The organism is Lentilactobacillus kribbianus (assembly GCF_013184075.1).
GTDB lineage: Bacteria > Bacillota > Bacilli > Lactobacillales > Lactobacillaceae > Lentilactobacillus > Lentilactobacillus kribbianus.
Map to the genome: position 1 here is coordinate 15,556 of NZ_JABEQQ010000002.1, position 14,158 is coordinate 29,713.

The window sequence follows — 14,158 nt, forward strand, 5'->3', positions numbered from 1 at the left end:
AAATTAGAAAATGTACCACAAAAACAGCTTAATTCTTCACGTCTTCTTCTACTCCGCCAAATAAGTTTAAAGCTCCGTCTTTGGAAGCCCGGGTATAGTCAGCCGTTTGCTGGATATTAGCATGACCCAACCAGTGCATAGTTTCGGTGCTAGACATTCGGTTAGCCATAGCACGGGTGGCAAAATAGTGACGCAACAAATGTGGGTGAACCTGAATTCCAGATCGTTCTGATAAACGTTTCATTAAAGCAGATGGTTGAGTAGGGTGGTATGGTTTGGCGGTTGCTGGATTAAGCCACAGAAAGTGATCGGGTGTAACTTCCATACCTTTGTTTTTTAGTATGTTGTCAGAATATTCAATGGCTTCCTTAATTAGGTCAACAATTTCACCATAAACCCAAATAGTTCTGTAAGCCGAGGGGGTCTTTAGTGGACCGCCTTTTTTTGCGTCTTGTGTTCTACCAGTGTCAAAAGTGATACCACATATTTCTCTTTCTGTTTGTTTGTCATACTCAAATTTAAATGAAGATTTTTTAAGCCCCATTAATTCAGAGCGCCGTTCACCTAGTGTAAGCATGTAGATCATACAATAGTTGTACCTAGTAAGATGTTCCTTTGCATAATTCATAAATTTCTCGTAGTCTTCTTTGGATAGAGATTGGCTTTTGGGAGCTTTGCCATTAATATTCATGTGCCGCAGCTTATTTTTAAAAATGATGTCATTAGTTTCAGCGTCATTCATAATCATTTGCATAACTGAATCAATTCTCTTGATAGTAAGTTCAGCAAGACCCTTGGCACTAATATCATCTAGAAACGCCTGATAACTTATACGATTAATATCTTGCAAGTTGCTTTTACCAAACGGCTGTTTAAACCACTCATTATAGTAGTTTTTCATACTTCTAGCAGTGATGGGGCGCCAAATCTTTAGTCTTACTTTGCGTTCATAGATATTAGTAAAGTAGGCGTCTAAAGAAACATTTCTGCTATCGATTTTGCCAACTAAGCCATTAGCAAGATCAACTTCAAAACGTTTTAGAGCAACATCAGCGTCACGCCAACTTAAAAATCCGGATTTAGTCCACTCTGAAAATTTACCATTTGATTTCTTATAGCGGCTTCTAACGCCATAGCGTTTGCCTTTCTTAGTTTCGTAAACATAAATATTAGGGTGTTTTTTCATCGGTTCCCAAGCTCTCATCGTTTTCATCTCCAAATTCATAAAACTATCTTGACTATGATTAAAAAATAGGGGTACATATGTTCTTTTTGCTTTAAAAATAAAACCCCAAAAGGGGATATATTTTTATTCTTGAACCATTTCATATGGTGCAAAATTAGGTTTCACAGTTATTGTATATAGATTGGTATTATCTTTTTCATGTTTTAAATCTATGACCAAATATTCATTCCCACTAAACCGTATTTTGGTGTTAATTTTAATTAAATTGAAAGCCTGTCTATTCTTTTCAATTTCCAAATTCAAATTAAACCAATCCAGCTCATGGTTAGCATTAAGATGAGTACTTCCATCTAATTCAATTAATTTTTCGTTATTTACAATTTCTAGTGCCATATATTATCTCCTTAATTATTAAAATAATACCCACCAGCGGAATCGAACCGCTGCTAGTCACCAGAGTGGGGGATGATGCTTAGTTGAGATTTACATCTACAGTTTTATCGTCCCAGAATGAAGGCTTATATTCTAGTTTGAGTTTTGCATTTGGTTTTGCTTCACCAATTAAATTACCAGAAACGTTGGCACCTTTATCCAATGTACCGCTGTCTAAATCGTTGTCGGCATATTCTCCATCCGTGATTATTCCATCAAAATCAGTAGAATTACCATCAGCATTTAACTGAAAATCATATGAATTATAGTCTTGCTTTTCGTCACCTTTATTAGTGATTGTAACGTTAGCAATAACGAATTGATCACCGCTCTTATCAGGAGTATTCATGTCGCCGTCACCATCATAATAGCTTACTTTATTAACTTTAAATGAATATCCTTTATATGTGACTGTTTGACCGACTTTATAAGTCTTATCAAGTGGTGAAGCTTCCGTTTTGCTGGATGATTCTGTTTTAGTATCACTGTCGCTTGATGAGCTTGAATCATCACTGCTTCCTCCCATTGAACCTCCAATAATAATAATAGCTAAAACTATTAAAGCCCAAACCCAAAATCTTTTATACCATGGCTTCTTCTCCTGAACGGTATATGTTTTTCCATCTTCACCAGTCACTGTCTTCTTTGACATAATAAAACTCCTCCAAACTAAACAGCTTTTAACGACAATCAGATTGTTGGTCGTAATTCTTATATTCTTAATAAGATATAGTGCGAATGTTCACATGCTTAACTAAATAAAAAAACGATTTATTAGTCGTTTTAATTTATAAACTAGGGTACCCGTATGTATGAACAAGATCCATCCAATTATCTGGAACGTGTCCATGTTCTTCCATATAAAATTGTCCTAGTAGGCTAACAGCGAATTTATCAGCCTGAATTTCGTAATGAGTTGATGCAAATTTGCTTGATATGTAGTAAGCCTGCATATCTGCATGCTCGATAGCGTGACCTAACTCGTGAGCGCAAACAAAATATTTTTGATTAGAATATTTCAAGCTATCAGCTAGCAAAATAATAGGTCGTCCTAAATAGTCAATAGTGTCACCCAGAGGAGCTTTTAGAAAGGGACGATACTGAATGTCGATATTAAGTTTTTCAGCAATAGTGAAGGGATTAAACGTACTATACCGGTGTCCCAATAGTTCCACCAAACTTTTTACTTGATTATCGTTCATTCTTTCTTTTATCCTTTTCAAGTTCTTCCCAGAAAACTTGGGTAATAATTTGATCTACACGTTCGCGTTGCTCTTGGGTTAAATCCATACCTTTATATGTCATTTGACCATTAGTTGCTAAGAAATCATGCAAATCGCTAATATCTTTTTCTGTTGCCCAATCGGGAGTGCTGTCAGATGTTTTTGAAGATTCTCCTAATAAATAATCTGTCGAAACATTAAATAAGTTGGCTAGCTTTTTAGCTTCAGAACTGGATAACTTTCTAGTTCCGTTTTTTATTTTACTGTAAGCAGTCCTATCGATACCGATACGTTTAGCAATTTCGGTCTGCGTTAATCCAGACTGTTCTTTTAAGTCTTCTAATCTTATTACGAATTTTTGAGTTTTCTCATCCAAATTAAAACACATCCTTAATTATTTGCGTTTTACGCACTATCATTCTAGCATAGGTGCGATAAAAGAAAATATTTTGTGCTTTTTTCGCACAAAACTATTGACAGTGCGATAAGCGCACAGTATACTATGTACATAGGTTGCGATATTAGAACACAAAAGAGGTGATCTGTTACTTTGACTCCAATAAAAAGAAAAACTATTGACGTTTCCTATATTAAGAAGCTTAGAGAAGATAAACACTTTTCTCAATCTTATATGGCTAATCAACTTGGATTTAAGTCTGTTGAAAAATACACGAGAAGAGAAAATGGTGAGTACAAATTTCAAAGCGATGAACTTCCTATTCTTTCAGAAGTATTAGAAACACCGATTGAAAAATTTTTCACTTCAAACGTGCGATAATCGAACTTTGATTCAAAACAACCCAGCTAGGAGGTGATTATGTGAATGAAGAAAAAATAGATAGCAAAAGCCAAATCGTAATTGGCAATGCCATCTATAAAAACATCACGGTAGTAGATTCCGATAACCAGCCCGTTGCAGTTATTGATCCAGAAGAAATCGTTGAGTTGAATGGCTACCATGTTTTATTCAACATTGGTGAAGATAATTAATCGAGATTATTATTCTTTGTCTTATCTGGTTTTGATACTGGGGTATCTAAACCATTAATCTTTTTGACCGAATAATTATCGTAGTTCCCATTTTTAATTTCTTTAACGAACTGTGAACGGGACATATCTTTACCAGTAAAGTTGTCGTGAAATTGCTCGTTTCTACCAGAAGCACTTTCACTAGTTGTTTTTATACGTTTGGGCATTATTTTTCACCTCCTTTGTTCCATTTTAACAGAGGTGAAACCCAGCTAGGAGGTAAGGAAACGAAGAGCTATGTTTGCTTAACTCAATTGTAGTGCCATAAATGAGCCTACTGAACATAATTTTATGAAAGAAGATGGTACCGATGAACACAATTAAAATATCGGATCAAGCTGATGTTAGCAGAGTGTTAGCGGATGCTATGGAGCGTTCACATTTAACCACAGTTAAAGCCGGAAAGGTTTTAGGGTATGATCAATCTTCTATTTCCAAAATGAAGTCAGGAAATATGAAGTTAAAAATTGAGGATTTCCCAAGGTTAATGAAGGAGCTGAAGCCGGGAGAAGCGGCGCTACTATCGTTTAACTTTGCTTCTGAAATAACAGGTCACATAATCCCGTCAACTGTTAGCGGTGAGCTAATAAGGGTTGATCCTTATGATTTAACTGGTCGTGTTGAAGACGAGATTAAACAAATGATTATCGCCTTTAATGACGCCGCAGACGAACTAAGGTCAATGCCTAGCGTGGTAACTGATAGGCGTGATGTTGTTGAAGCTTTCAAGCAAGCGTATGACGTTTTCAAATTTCTAACTAATTTTTTTGCTAGTTTGTATAGCACTTATCCAGATGAAAATTGGCAGGAAATGGCTTATAAGCGTGATAGGCAGGTTAATAAGTTTCCGCAACGGGCAATTTAAAAGGAGATGAGAAAATGGCTATCGCAGTTGATGTAGATGTTAGCAACGATGTGTTTCTTGAAATGCTAGCCGATCGAGTGGTTGAAAAGTTGTTGCCAATCGTAACTGAAAAGATCAACGAAAAAACTAAGAACGATGAATTTTTAACTGCTCAACAGCTGGCTGAAGAAGTCTTTCACTGTTCGCCAGAAATGATTACAAATTTTTATTTGTATCAACCGGGCTTTCCAGTTAATCACAAAGGAAAACAGAAAGTATTTTCACGGCTAGCTGTTGAACGGTGGATGTTGAACAGCAGCCAACCAGTTTAAGGAGGTGAACAGTATGCTGGAACGAATCTTCAATTTTGTTTTATGTCTAGGCTTTTATGGGGGAATCATGCTTGCGATTGAACATCGTAAAACATTATTTGACTTACCAAGACTTAAGTATGTATGGAAGGAGCTAACTCATGACTTTTTCGGATTCGAAAAATGAGCAAAAAAATAGTCTTAAACAGCTGGCACTGTCTAAGACCACAAATGAAAAGTTGATTGATATTTCAAATGTTTTATACACCTATTCTAAACCGAAAAAAACTTGGACGCAACGGTTATTAGGAGGTCGTAGTCATGATTAAGAATATAGATCCAGAAGATGAATTTTACGACCGTAAAGCTGATGAATACGAAGATCCGATAGATTTTGATAAAAAAGCCCAGGAAAAAGAATTGTACGAGGAGGATCGTTACGGATGGTAATTAGTGAAAACATGATAAATGATTCTGATCGAAGAATTGCAAGCATTAATAAAGTTATCGATAAGATAAATCACGATTATGACCGAGAAATGTTGCTACATGACATTAAAGTCAAAGAGTATGAGGACACGTTATCTGAATTGATTAATTTTCGGAATAACGAAGTTCGAATTAAAGAAAGAAGCGGGGTGCTTGAATAATGGCTAATGAAGTATCGACAAAAAAACCATCTGAAATCGTTTCAGACGTTCAAAAGCAAGTTGAAAAAATGCGAACAGAAGGATTGCATGTTCCGATTAATTATAGTCCATCTAACGCTTTGAAAAGTGCATTACTAACTATTGATAAAGTTGTTGATCGAAACAAACGGCCTGCTTGGCAGGTTGTTACGGCTAGTTCAGTAAGCAAGGCACTTTTGGACATGGTTGTCCAAGGATTAACTCCAGCAAAAACTCAATGCTATTTCATTGTTAGAGGCAATCAATTACAACTTCAAGTATCCTATTTCGGTAAACAAGCAGCGCTTAAACGATTAGATAACGTTAAAGATGTTTGGGCAAACACAGTTCACGAAAATGACATTTTCGAAATTGGTTATGAAAATGGACGAGTAGTTGTTCAGAAGTTTGAGCCCAAATTTGAAAATATGGATAAACCAATCGTTGGTGCTTATGCGATTGTTGAAAAAACAGATGATGAAAAAGTATATGAAGTAATGACTAAAAAAATGATTGAACAATCATGGAGCCATCGTGAAAACAAAGGAAAAGTGCAACAAGAATTTCCTGAAGAAATGGCAAAGAGAACTGTTATCAATAGAATTGCTAAGAATTTCATTAATACATCAGATGACTCAGATTTATTAGCTGCTTCATTAAACGATACTGTTAACAGTGAATATGAAGATGAACGTAAAGATGTAACTGAACCAGCACAAACGGTTGATGATTTGCTTAGTAAACAACCAGAACCAGAGCCAGAGCCAGAAACCAATGATGAAATCATTATCGATGATGATCCTCTGGATGAAGTTGGTAATTCAGTTGATAAGGAGGCAGAACCAAATGGAAACAGCAACCAAGGAGAACTCTTTAGAAACATCGGAGACCTTACTGAATAGTGATAATTACTATTCCAATGAAAGTGACTGGGAATATCAATCTAAAACTTGGTTTACCAAATTTATAAATTGTGAAGCTGAAGCATTAGCAGAGCTTAAAGGTGATTGGGAACCTAATGGAAGCTTGACCCCATTGTTAGTTGGTAATTATCTTCATAGCTACTTTGAGAATAGCAAAGCTCATCAGTCATTTCTTGACGAACACCCAGAAGAACTATTTAAGTACGGTAATCCTGAAAAAGGTTTAAAGAGCGATTTTATTAAAGCCAATAAAATGATTACGGCACTTGATGAAGATGAAAAATTCCGCGCATTGTATCAAGGAAATAAAGAAGTTCCGGTTGAAGGTGAACTATTTGGAGTTAAGTGGAAAGGCAAAATCGATTGCCTTGATCTTGATCGACACATTTTTCTAGATTTAAAAACAGTTGATGATATCCATAAGAAACATTGGAGCGCAGAACAGCATGCTTATGTTAGTTTTGCTGAAGTTCGTGGCTATGATATGCAAATGGCAATTTATCAAGAACTCATCAAGCAGACCTTAGGGGTTGAATGTACTCCTTATATTATCGCTGTATCTAAGCAAGATATTCCAGACAAAGCAGTTCTTAGTATTCCTGATTATTTGATGGACTATCGCATGAAAGAAATTAATGAAAAACAGCCTCGTATTGAAGCTATTAAGAATGGTCAAGAGAAGCCTAAACGCTGTGAGCATTGCGACTACTGTCGTGCTACTAAGCAACTAGAAAGCATTACTAGTATTGATAATATTGAATTCTATTAGGAGGTATCTATGTTAAATCGAGCAGTTTTAACTGGAAGATTGACTAAAGACGTTGATCTTCGTTACACCAAATCTGGAACAGCAGTAGGAAGCTTCATTCTAGCTGTTGACCGCAGTTTTAAAAACCAGCAAGGGGAACGAGAAGCGGACTTCGTTAACTGCGTCATTTGGCGTAAGTCAGCAGAGAACTTCGCTAACTTCGTTCATAAAGGTTCACTAGTTGGGCTTGACGGACGTATTCAAACCCGTAACTACGAAAACAACCAAGGAACTCGCGTTTATGTCACGGAATTAGTAGTTGATAACTTTGCCTTACTTCAAAGTCGCAATGACAGTCAAAACGGTGCTTCACAGACGCCGCCTCCTGCAGGTTACGGCAATCAATCGGGGAACTCATCAAACGGCGTTGCTGATCCGTTCGGTGGTACCGGCGATTCGATAGATATTTCAGATGACGATATCCCATTCTGATGAATTAAGGGAGGTGATGATAATTGGCCCGACCAATTAAGCAAGGGCTGGATTACTTTCCATTTGATGTTGATTTTCCTACCAATGAAAAAACTGAAGCCATTATGGGTGAGTTTGGTGCTAAAGGTGTTTTAGTCATGGTTTATCTGCTGCCGGCGGTTTACTCCAAAGGATACTTCTTGCAGTGGAATGAACTATCTAAGATGCAGTTAGCTAATCGGGTCAATGCAAAACCTGAATTAGTTGATCAAGTTGTTAACCGCTTAGTTGTTTACGGAACTTTTGATAAAGATCTGTTCAACTCGGCTAAGGTATTAACAAGCCTTCGCATTCAAGAAACTTATATTGAAGCTATCAAACGAAGAAAAGGTAAGAAACCAACTGAATATTGGTTAATTCCAACTGAAACTAAGCCTAAAAGAGTTAATGCAAACATTAACCCCAGTAAAAGTGACATTAATGTAAACATTAATGCACAAAGTAAAGTAAATAAAAGTAAAGTAAATAAAAGTAAACATTCTTTTGATATTCAGAAAAATAGTCCAGATGAATTGCCTGATATTGATTTGCATTCTTCGAAAACAAAAAAAGAAGATCAACATCCATTATCAACTTATCAAGAGGCATTTGGAATATCAGCAAAAGGAGTTTTAGTGAATACAATCAGTGATTTAGCAAATGAGTTTGGCAACGATATTGTTAATTTAGCTTTTATGTATGCTGCTAATAACGGCGCAGGATTTTCATATGCAAAACGAATGCTAGAAAATTGGCGAAATCACAATGTTAATACGATTGATAAAGCTAAAAGATCAATTGAAAATTTCCAAAATAAAAAAGGAAGAAAAGGTAGTACCCAAGTTAAAGAAACTTTACCTGATTGGGCTAGCAAGTCTAAATCTAACGAACCCGCTAAGCCAACGCCTTTAACTTCTGAACAACAGGATCAATTAAATCAAAGATTAGCAGCGCTTCAATCTGGAGGTGTAGTTAATGAATGATTACCCATATGTTTATTATTGCGGACTACTAATTGACAAAAATCTAATGATTAAATCTGATAAATATTATTTTGATAATCTGCTCAAAGTTAAAGAACGTTGCAAACTGTTAAATGCTAATGATCCAGATAGTAATTGGCGTGTACTTGTTAAGCGACAACACATTTTTCATATGGAGATGGTAAATCAATGAACACCGAATTCGAACGAAAGTGGGAAGCCTAAATGCAGGCAGAAGCACTTAATAAAGGCGATAAATCCAGGGGTTGGTATGTGGTCAAGAAAGTAACATATGAGGTGGTCCATGACTGAGTTAACAATTAATGACGATCGTATTTTAGACGCCTGGTTAACAGTTAAAAACGATGGTAACGATGATTCTTTGCAAAAATTAGAACATTTTATAGCAATTACTGATGGACGTTTTAAAGAATCAGATGGAGTTTTCGACCAAATTTTAAATGCTTGTGAAGCCATTATTACAAATAACGAGGTGCATTGTGGTTAGTCCAACAGCCTTAAATAAGCATGGAAACAAGGTTTACTACAAAGATTGGGTCTTTGATAGCGAAAAAGAATACAAATTCTTCAAACGATTTATTGAAGGCAAGGTTGAAAGCTTTAAAGTTCACCCCAAATTTATGCTGAAGCCATTAGTTAAGCAAGATGAATTTAATTCCCCAGCTATTAGCTATAAACCAGATGTAGTAACCTACGACAATCAAGGAAATATTGAACACGTCTATGACGTTAAAAACGGCTTTACGGTGTATTCGATTGATCCAGTGGTAAAGTTACGGTTCACTTTATTTGCGAGCCAATATGGCATTCCTGTGGAAGCTGTGGTAGTTAGAACGCATGACTTCAAAGTGATTGGATTTGGGACAACTAAAACTCGCAAAACTAGTAATCCATGCGAAGCGTTAATCGTCAGAAATACAAATTATGATTGGCGAGAATCGCTTAAGGAGTAATTTTATGAAATTAAAAAAGGTGACTCAAACTTTAATTAGTTTTTTTCAAAGTAAAGGAATTAAGGTCATGAGATATGACGCTTACTCAACCAACAGCATCTACTTAAAACTTGATTATGGACTGTTGTACAGCATTCGTTTGAGTGACCACAAAGGTAAGCAGCACTTAAATTACAGATTTAATGTAATTAGAAACTACCAAGGCCCAAGGTATATGGCTTCGAAATATGGTTGGAAACGCGAGTTTTATGACTTAAATCCCGATGATTTAAATGATTTATGTATTAGGATTTTGCAATTAAGAAAGCAACAATTATTGGAATTGGGGCTATATGGATACCAAAACGCCATGGAATATCGAAAACATAAAAATGCTGGTAGCAAAGGTTTTTGGAAACAGGCTAAAGACTTAGGCTAAAAGTAAATCAAAATATTTTAAAAATGAAATGGGGAATTTTAATGAACGACTTAGTAATTATGAAAAACCAGCAAGCGGTAACGAGTAGCTTGCAAGTAGCAGAAACATTTGGGAAAAGTCATCAACATGTTTTACGAGATTTGGATAATTTAAAAGAGGGTGTCCAAAATTGGACAGACCTATTTTATGAAGATGCTTACATTCACCCCCAAAATAAACAACAATATCGTGTTATCTACATGAACCGAGACGGATTCACATTGTTAGCCATGGGCTTCACAGGTAAGAAAGCATTAACTTTCAAACTAAAATACATTGAAGCCTTTAATTCAATGGAAAAACAAATTCAAACGGGTTATTCAATTCCGGGCAGTTATGCCGAAGCATTAAAATTAGCAGCTGATCAAGCGGAGCAAATTGAGTTGCAGAAGCCAAAAGTATTATTTGCTGATTCAGTAGCCACTAGTCATACATCAATTTTAGTTGGCGATCTTGCAAAGATTTTGCGTGGTAACGGAGTAAATATCGGTGCCAACCGATTGTTTGAGTGGATGAGAAAGAACGGTTATCTGATCAGCGGTAATCGAACCGATCGCAATATGCCAACTCAGCGAGCGATGGATTTAGGGTTATTTAAAGTCAAGGAAACGGTGGTTAATCATTCTGATGGGCATACATCGATCAGTAAGACGCCTAAAGTCACCGGTAAAGGGCAGCAATATTTTATCGATAAATTTCTAAATGTTCCCGTGTAATAGGAGGTTAAGTGTTGTTTGCCAAAATAATTAGCCTGCAGGGCAACCAAGTAACCTTGCAGCTAGATGACGAATTGAATATGGATCAGCTCCAGCGATTCGCCAATGGCAAGCAACCAACCGCTGAGTTAACGATCCAAGATGAACGGATGATTAGTCCAGATCAACGTAAGAAGATATTCGCTCTAATTCACGATGTGAGCCAGTTTACCGGATATGACGAAAGAGATGCCGAGATGGTATTAAAGTATCGCTACTACGCTAAAACGGGCGCTGATAGCTTCTCAATGTCTAACTGTGATGTAACTACGGCTAATCAGTTCTTAACGTTTATATTGGACTTCTGCTTTGAGTGGGATATTCCTTTTAGAACTAAATTGTGGGATTCAATTATTGTTGATTATCATCTTACACTTCAATGTATCATCCATAGAAAGTGTGTTATTTGTGGTAAGCACGCTGACTTACATCATGTAGATGTATTAGGGAATCGTAAACGTAATTTTACAGATCACCGTAAATTTAGATTTTTACCATTATGTAGAATTCATCATCAAGAAGCCGAAAATATTCCAGCATTAGAATTTGCACAAAAATATCAAGTTAGAGGTATCAAAATACCCGAGGATGATCTTGTAATGCTGGGAATTATGACTAGAAAGCAGATTATTTATTGGAATAAGCGATACGAGATGGAGGGGTCTTAGTATGATTTGGAAACCAATAAAAGGATATGAAGGGTTGTATGAAGTTAATGAAAGGGGCCAGGTCAAAAGCTTATATAGGGAGTTCACTAACAGAGGGGGAACTATAAACCATGTTAAGGAACGTATATTGAAACCGAGTGTTAACAAGAGATGTCCCGGAACTTTCACCTACGGATTGACTGATAAAAGAGGAAAAACACATACACATTTTTTACACGTTCTAGTAGCGGAAACTTTCAATAGATATGTTCCGTTTCCAAGTTTGAAAGGCGAAGTTTGGAAAAGCATTAATTCTATGTATCAAGTATCTAATATGGGGCGTATTCGATCTAATCGAAGGGTATTTGACTACTCTAATAACTCCTATACTGATTGGAAATTATTAATCCCAGGAAATAACGGTAAAGGATATCTATATGTTCACGGTGATAATCAAAATCGATTAGGATATGTCCACAGACTTGTGGCAGAGGCTTTTATTGAAAATCCTAAAGGCTTAAAAGAAATAAATCATAAAGACGGAGATAAAAGCAATAATAAATCTGAAAATTTAGAGTGGACTGATCGTAAAGGGAACATTACTCATGCTTATAAAAAAGGCTTAATCGGAAGTGGTGTTAAGCATTGGGATTCAAAATTGAATATAGATGATATTCAAAATATTTTTCATCTGAGTTTCAAAGGAATTACTCAAAGAGAAATCAGTAAAGAAATAGGTGTTTCTCAGAACACCATAAGTGATGTTTTAAGAGGAAGATATTATAAAAATGAAATTAATGATTTATGCCAGAACGATGACCTGATTAGGTTACACATCATGACCAGAAAACGAATGGATGAAATTGATGAAGGAGTGAGTTAAATTGCCAATCACTTTTAGCAAGGCAGCTGAAAAACGATTAAAGCCCAAACAAAAGCAAATGTATCAGTTGCTGTATCAACTAGAAGACGAAGATAAGGACTGGGCAAAAAGAAATAAAGATAGTTCCAAGTTGGCTAAATTACAGTCACTGTTTCAACCAAAGGAAACATATACTCCAAGAAATCCTAGAAAAGATACTTATTCGCATTATGAAGCGGTTGTTGGTACTACGGTTATTGCGGACGGTTCAACAGTATCCGATATTGCCAAAGCTTTAGAAGTTTCTTCAACGTTAGCTGAAGGATATCGCTCGAGAAGAAATAATAAAAATCCTAAGGGCATTGTCATCATGAAGATTGGCGATTGTTGCCAGATTGGAGAGCATTGTGGCAAACATAAAAATTAGGCAGTACGACAAAAATAAGCATTTGCTACACATTTACTATAGTGTTCGGCAAGCGGCACTTCATACTGGATTATCTTTAGGAACCATAGGAACAAACATTTATTCCAAAGAGCATTTTAACAAGCAAACCCAATGCTATTTTTTAAAGGACGGCGACAAGTTTGCTAATCATGCTAACTATAAGATTGGTCAAAATGTCGTTGCTGATAATTTCCGCTGGGATAGGATAACCTACCGCAATATAGCTGGTACGGTTATTAAAGTTTATGAGAACAGCGTCTGTTTGGATATTTCGGATGCTGAGAACATACCGGATGAGATTAAAGCGCAATTATGTCGCCGGATTGTCGTTAGTAAGCGACTGTTAAGGCTATTGAAATAATAATTTGATTGGAGAAAATAAATGCAAAGACAAAAAGCAAAGAGTGATGAATGGTACACACCCGCAAGTGCCGTTAAGGTTATCGAACCTTACGTTAAAGACTTCAAAAAAATCTGGTGCCCGTTTGACACTTCAAAAAGTGAGTTTGTTAAAGTGTTGTCGAAAAACCATGAAGTTGTTTACAGCCATATTTCTGAGGGTGGGGACTTCTTTAGCACATATAAAGATTGTGACGCTATTGTGAGTAACCCGCCTTTCAGCAAGAAAAATGAAATTTATAAACGACTATTTGAATTAGGAAAACCGTTCGCAATGATTGGTAACATGGCCGGATTGTTTGATGCGAAGAAACGATTAAAATTGTTTCAAGAACACGAATACGAAATTTTAGTGATGTATCCAAGAGTTAAATTTATTAATCCAGACAATTTGGAATTAAATTCGCCAACTTATCAATCCAACTACATTTGTCACAATATTTTGCCAGAGAAAATAATTCTAAAAGATATGACAGAGGTGTAGTAAACCTGCAGAAAAAAGTGCTGTTATATCGACTTTTATAGCTATTATCTGCAGAAAATCTGCAGTAAATAGAAAGAAATGGTTTCACAAGTATGTTGTTTGCCAAAATGGTTAGAATGGATGAACGAAATAGATAAGGAGGTAGCTAATGGCTAAAAATAAGCAATATAGCTGGCACCATCATTAAAGTTTATGAGAACAGCGTCTGTTTGGATATTTCCGAAACCGATAGTATGCCAGACAATATCAAAATTCAATTATGTAGAAAAATTGTT

The 14,158-nt window shown here is 36.1% G+C and carries 26 protein-coding genes; 20 read left to right on the forward strand and 6 right to left on the reverse strand.

Annotated features, from left to right (window positions below):
* Window positions 1-28 precede the first annotated feature (28 nt).
* The 5 genes from HII32_RS04670 to HII32_RS04690 all read right to left on the reverse strand — a co-directional run bounded on the left by HII32_RS04670 (window position 29) and on the right by HII32_RS04690 (window position 3,217).
* Complete coding sequence (locus tag HII32_RS04670) at window positions 29-1,204, reverse strand: tyrosine-type recombinase/integrase (RefSeq protein ID WP_172188841.1); 1,176 nt, start codon at window positions 1,202-1,204, stop codon at window positions 29-31.
* Window positions 1,205-1,309: 105 nt separating this feature from the next.
* Window positions 1,310-1,579 carry a hypothetical protein gene (locus tag HII32_RS04675; protein ID WP_172188843.1) on the reverse strand — a complete coding sequence of 90 codons (270 nt, stop codon included), beginning with the start codon at window positions 1,577-1,579 and terminating at the stop codon, window positions 1,310-1,312.
* Between the two features lie 79 nt (window positions 1,580-1,658).
* The gene (locus HII32_RS04680; RefSeq protein ID WP_172188844.1) at window positions 1,659-2,270 is read right to left on the reverse strand and encodes a DUF4352 domain-containing protein; all 612 of its coding nucleotides are present in this window, start codon (window positions 2,268-2,270) and stop codon (window positions 1,659-1,661) included.
* Between the two features lie 136 nt (window positions 2,271-2,406).
* Window positions 2,407-2,820 carry an ImmA/IrrE family metallo-endopeptidase gene (locus tag HII32_RS04685; RefSeq protein WP_172188846.1) on the reverse strand — a complete coding sequence of 138 codons (414 nt, stop codon included), beginning with the start codon at window positions 2,818-2,820 and terminating at the stop codon, window positions 2,407-2,409.
* Window positions 2,810-3,217 (reverse strand): helix-turn-helix domain-containing protein, encoded by a 408-nt coding sequence (locus tag HII32_RS04690; RefSeq protein WP_246224859.1) that lies wholly within the window; start codon window positions 3,215-3,217, stop codon window positions 2,810-2,812. The genes HII32_RS04685 and HII32_RS04690 overlap by 11 nt, the downstream gene beginning before the upstream one ends.
* 174 nt (window positions 3,218-3,391) lie before the next feature.
* Here HII32_RS04690 and HII32_RS07825 point away from each other — a divergent pair, with 174 nt between their 5' ends.
* Both HII32_RS07825 and HII32_RS04700 read left to right on the forward strand, forming a co-directional pair.
* The gene (locus HII32_RS07825; RefSeq protein ID WP_246224860.1) at window positions 3,392-3,619 is read left to right on the forward strand and encodes a helix-turn-helix transcriptional regulator; all 228 of its coding nucleotides are present in this window, start codon (window positions 3,392-3,394) and stop codon (window positions 3,617-3,619) included.
* A gap of 41 nt (window positions 3,620-3,660) precedes the next feature.
* Window positions 3,661-3,831, forward strand: a complete 171-nt coding sequence (locus tag HII32_RS04700) for a hypothetical protein (RefSeq protein ID WP_172188850.1) — start codon at window positions 3,661-3,663, stop codon at window positions 3,829-3,831.
* Here HII32_RS04700 and HII32_RS04705 read toward each other — a convergent pair.
* A complete protein-coding gene (locus HII32_RS04705) occupies window positions 3,828-4,037 on the reverse strand; it encodes a hypothetical protein (protein WP_172188852.1) in 210 nt (69 codons plus the stop codon). The two genes, HII32_RS04700 and HII32_RS04705, sit on opposite strands and share 4 nt — an antisense overlap.
* A 143-nt stretch (window positions 4,038-4,180) precedes the next feature.
* On the opposite strand from HII32_RS04705, the gene HII32_RS04710 reads away from it, so the two are divergent.
* The 18 genes from HII32_RS04710 to HII32_RS04790 all read left to right on the forward strand — a co-directional run bounded on the left by HII32_RS04710 (window position 4,181) and on the right by HII32_RS04790 (window position 13,883).
* Window positions 4,181-4,735: a hypothetical protein gene (locus tag HII32_RS04710; RefSeq protein WP_172188854.1), complete on the forward strand. Its 555-nt coding sequence runs from the start codon at window positions 4,181-4,183 to the stop codon at window positions 4,733-4,735.
* Between the two features lie 14 nt (window positions 4,736-4,749).
* A complete protein-coding gene (locus HII32_RS04715) occupies window positions 4,750-5,046 on the forward strand; it encodes a hypothetical protein (RefSeq protein WP_172188856.1) in 297 nt (98 codons plus the stop codon).
* A gap of 300 nt (window positions 5,047-5,346) precedes the next feature.
* The gene (locus HII32_RS07860) at window positions 5,347-5,475 is read left to right on the forward strand and encodes a hypothetical protein (protein ID WP_281355388.1); all 129 of its coding nucleotides are present in this window, start codon (window positions 5,347-5,349) and stop codon (window positions 5,473-5,475) included.
* Window positions 5,469-5,675: a hypothetical protein gene (locus HII32_RS04720; RefSeq protein ID WP_172188858.1), complete on the forward strand. Its 207-nt coding sequence runs from the start codon at window positions 5,469-5,471 to the stop codon at window positions 5,673-5,675. The genes HII32_RS07860 and HII32_RS04720 overlap by 7 nt, the downstream gene beginning before the upstream one ends.
* On the forward strand, window positions 5,675-6,595 hold the full coding sequence (locus tag HII32_RS04725) for a recombinase RecT (RefSeq protein ID WP_172188860.1): 921 nt from the start codon (window positions 5,675-5,677) through the stop codon (window positions 6,593-6,595). The genes HII32_RS04720 and HII32_RS04725 overlap by 1 nt, the downstream gene beginning before the upstream one ends.
* Window positions 6,540-7,385: a PD-(D/E)XK nuclease-like domain-containing protein gene (locus HII32_RS04730; protein ID WP_172188862.1), complete on the forward strand. Its 846-nt coding sequence runs from the start codon at window positions 6,540-6,542 to the stop codon at window positions 7,383-7,385. Before HII32_RS04725 ends, HII32_RS04730 begins: the two co-directional genes overlap by 56 nt.
* A gap of 9 nt (window positions 7,386-7,394) precedes the next feature.
* Window positions 7,395-7,856, forward strand: a complete 462-nt coding sequence (gene ssb / locus HII32_RS04735) for a single-stranded DNA-binding protein (RefSeq protein ID WP_172188864.1) — start codon at window positions 7,395-7,397, stop codon at window positions 7,854-7,856.
* A 23-nt stretch (window positions 7,857-7,879) separates the two neighbouring features.
* Window positions 7,880-8,857 (forward strand): Lin1244/Lin1753 domain-containing protein, encoded by a 978-nt coding sequence (locus tag HII32_RS04740; protein WP_172188866.1) that lies wholly within the window; start codon window positions 7,880-7,882, stop codon window positions 8,855-8,857.
* The gene (locus HII32_RS04745) at window positions 8,850-9,050 is read left to right on the forward strand and encodes a hypothetical protein (protein ID WP_172188868.1); all 201 of its coding nucleotides are present in this window, start codon (window positions 8,850-8,852) and stop codon (window positions 9,048-9,050) included. The genes HII32_RS04740 and HII32_RS04745 overlap by 8 nt, the downstream gene beginning before the upstream one ends.
* Before the next feature lie 111 nt (window positions 9,051-9,161).
* Window positions 9,162-9,365 carry a hypothetical protein gene (locus tag HII32_RS04750; protein ID WP_172188870.1) on the forward strand — a complete coding sequence of 68 codons (204 nt, stop codon included), beginning with the start codon at window positions 9,162-9,164 and terminating at the stop codon, window positions 9,363-9,365.
* Window positions 9,358-9,831 carry a DUF1064 domain-containing protein gene (locus HII32_RS04755; protein ID WP_172188872.1) on the forward strand — a complete coding sequence of 158 codons (474 nt, stop codon included), beginning with the start codon at window positions 9,358-9,360 and terminating at the stop codon, window positions 9,829-9,831. The genes HII32_RS04750 and HII32_RS04755 overlap by 8 nt, the downstream gene beginning before the upstream one ends.
* A 4-nt stretch (window positions 9,832-9,835) precedes the next feature.
* Complete coding sequence (locus tag HII32_RS04760; RefSeq protein WP_172188874.1) at window positions 9,836-10,249, forward strand: hypothetical protein; 414 nt, start codon at window positions 9,836-9,838, stop codon at window positions 10,247-10,249.
* Window positions 10,250-10,290: 41 nt separating this feature from the next.
* On the forward strand, window positions 10,291-11,004 hold the full coding sequence (locus tag HII32_RS04765; RefSeq protein WP_172188875.1) for a phage regulatory protein/antirepressor Ant: 714 nt from the start codon (window positions 10,291-10,293) through the stop codon (window positions 11,002-11,004).
* A gap of 80 nt (window positions 11,005-11,084) precedes the next feature.
* Window positions 11,085-11,711 (forward strand): putative HNHc nuclease, encoded by a 627-nt coding sequence (locus tag HII32_RS04770; RefSeq protein WP_246224861.1) that lies wholly within the window; start codon window positions 11,085-11,087, stop codon window positions 11,709-11,711.
* A 1-nt stretch (window position 11,712) separates the two neighbouring features.
* On the forward strand, window positions 11,713-12,573 hold the full coding sequence (locus HII32_RS04775) for an NUMOD4 domain-containing protein (protein WP_172188879.1): 861 nt from the start codon (window positions 11,713-11,715) through the stop codon (window positions 12,571-12,573).
* Between the two features lies 1 nt (window position 12,574).
* Window positions 12,575-12,979, forward strand: coding sequence for a hypothetical protein (locus HII32_RS04780; protein ID WP_172188881.1), 405 nt, complete (start codon window positions 12,575-12,577; stop codon window positions 12,977-12,979).
* Window positions 12,960-13,361, forward strand: coding sequence for an NUMOD1 domain-containing DNA-binding protein (locus tag HII32_RS04785; RefSeq protein ID WP_172188883.1), 402 nt, complete (start codon window positions 12,960-12,962; stop codon window positions 13,359-13,361). The genes HII32_RS04780 and HII32_RS04785 overlap by 20 nt, the downstream gene beginning before the upstream one ends.
* Window positions 13,362-13,382: 21 nt before the next feature.
* The gene (locus tag HII32_RS04790) at window positions 13,383-13,883 is read left to right on the forward strand and encodes an adenine-specific methyltransferase EcoRI family protein (RefSeq protein WP_172188885.1); all 501 of its coding nucleotides are present in this window, start codon (window positions 13,383-13,385) and stop codon (window positions 13,881-13,883) included.
* The last annotated feature ends 275 nt before the right edge of the window (window positions 13,884-14,158 follow it).

What these genes read in the sequence shown, in the direction of transcription:
- HII32_RS04710 (WP_172188854.1), top strand. Translation starts at nt 4,181, where the DNA reads ATGAACACAATTAAAATATCGGATCAAGCTGATGTTAGCAGAGTGTTA.
- HII32_RS04705 (WP_172188852.1), bottom strand. Translation starts at nt 4,037, where the DNA reads ATGCCCAAACGTATAAAAACAACTAGTGAAAGTGCTTCTGGTAGAAAC.
- HII32_RS04765 (WP_172188875.1), top strand. Translation starts at nt 10,291, where the DNA reads ATGAACGACTTAGTAATTATGAAAAACCAGCAAGCGGTAACGAGTAGC.
- HII32_RS04720 (WP_172188858.1), top strand. Translation starts at nt 5,469, where the DNA reads ATGGTAATTAGTGAAAACATGATAAATGATTCTGATCGAAGAATTGCA.
- HII32_RS04680 (WP_172188844.1), bottom strand. Translation starts at nt 2,270, where the DNA reads ATGTCAAAGAAGACAGTGACTGGTGAAGATGGAAAAACATATACCGTT.
- HII32_RS04725 (WP_172188860.1), top strand. Translation starts at nt 5,675, where the DNA reads ATGGCTAATGAAGTATCGACAAAAAAACCATCTGAAATCGTTTCAGAC.
- HII32_RS04715 (WP_172188856.1), top strand. Translation starts at nt 4,750, where the DNA reads ATGGCTATCGCAGTTGATGTAGATGTTAGCAACGATGTGTTTCTTGAA.
- HII32_RS04745 (WP_172188868.1), top strand. Translation starts at nt 8,850, where the DNA reads ATGAATGATTACCCATATGTTTATTATTGCGGACTACTAATTGACAAA.
- HII32_RS04675 (WP_172188843.1), bottom strand. Translation starts at nt 1,579, where the DNA reads ATGGCACTAGAAATTGTAAATAACGAAAAATTAATTGAATTAGATGGA.
- HII32_RS04730 (WP_172188862.1), top strand. Translation starts at nt 6,540, where the DNA reads ATGGAAACAGCAACCAAGGAGAACTCTTTAGAAACATCGGAGACCTTA.
- HII32_RS04790 (WP_172188885.1), top strand. Translation starts at nt 13,383, where the DNA reads ATGCAAAGACAAAAAGCAAAGAGTGATGAATGGTACACACCCGCAAGT.
- HII32_RS07860 (WP_281355388.1), top strand. Translation starts at nt 5,347, where the DNA reads ATGATTAAGAATATAGATCCAGAAGATGAATTTTACGACCGTAAAGCT.
- HII32_RS04685 (WP_172188846.1), bottom strand. Translation starts at nt 2,820, where the DNA reads ATGAACGATAATCAAGTAAAAAGTTTGGTGGAACTATTGGGACACCGG.
- HII32_RS04750 (WP_172188870.1), top strand. Translation starts at nt 9,162, where the DNA reads ATGACTGAGTTAACAATTAATGACGATCGTATTTTAGACGCCTGGTTA.
- ssb (WP_172188864.1), top strand. Translation starts at nt 7,395, where the DNA reads ATGTTAAATCGAGCAGTTTTAACTGGAAGATTGACTAAAGACGTTGAT.
- HII32_RS04775 (WP_172188879.1), top strand. Translation starts at nt 11,713, where the DNA reads ATGATTTGGAAACCAATAAAAGGATATGAAGGGTTGTATGAAGTTAAT.
- HII32_RS04760 (WP_172188874.1), top strand. Translation starts at nt 9,836, where the DNA reads ATGAAATTAAAAAAGGTGACTCAAACTTTAATTAGTTTTTTTCAAAGT.
- HII32_RS04670 (WP_172188841.1), bottom strand. Translation starts at nt 1,204, where the DNA reads ATGAGAGCTTGGGAACCGATGAAAAAACACCCTAATATTTATGTTTAC.
- HII32_RS04770 (WP_246224861.1), top strand. Translation starts at nt 11,085, where the DNA reads ATGGATCAGCTCCAGCGATTCGCCAATGGCAAGCAACCAACCGCTGAG.